Raw genomic sequence first — 245 nt, 5'->3', positions numbered from 1 at the left:
ACTACGAAACACAGACGGTAACAATTCCAGTTACAGTAACGAATGGTACACAAACAGAGACAGTGGATGTCCTGGTAACAGTTCAACGTGATACAGATGGCGATGGTATTCCGGATGTAACAGATACAGATGATGACAATGATGGTATCGCAGATGTGAATGATACAAATCCGAAGGTAGCAGATGTATTAACAGCGACAACAGCACCAGGAACAGGTGTAGAAGGCCAACCAGTACCAGCAGGT

At 44.5% G+C, this 245-nt stretch carries 1 protein-coding gene; it reads left to right on the top strand.

Annotated elements, in window-relative coordinates; all coding sequences use genetic code 11:
- Window positions 1-245: hypothetical protein (locus BHU61_RS13290; protein ID WP_146608878.1), on the top strand; the 245-nt coding region annotated here is incomplete at both ends.

It is taken from the genome of Macrococcus epidermidis, assembly GCF_003259695.1.
Classification (GTDB): domain Bacteria; phylum Bacillota; class Bacilli; order Staphylococcales; family Staphylococcaceae; genus Macrococcoides; species Macrococcoides epidermidis.
The sequence above is the reverse complement of the archived record's forward strand: the minus strand, read 5'-3'. Positions and strand labels throughout refer to the sequence as shown.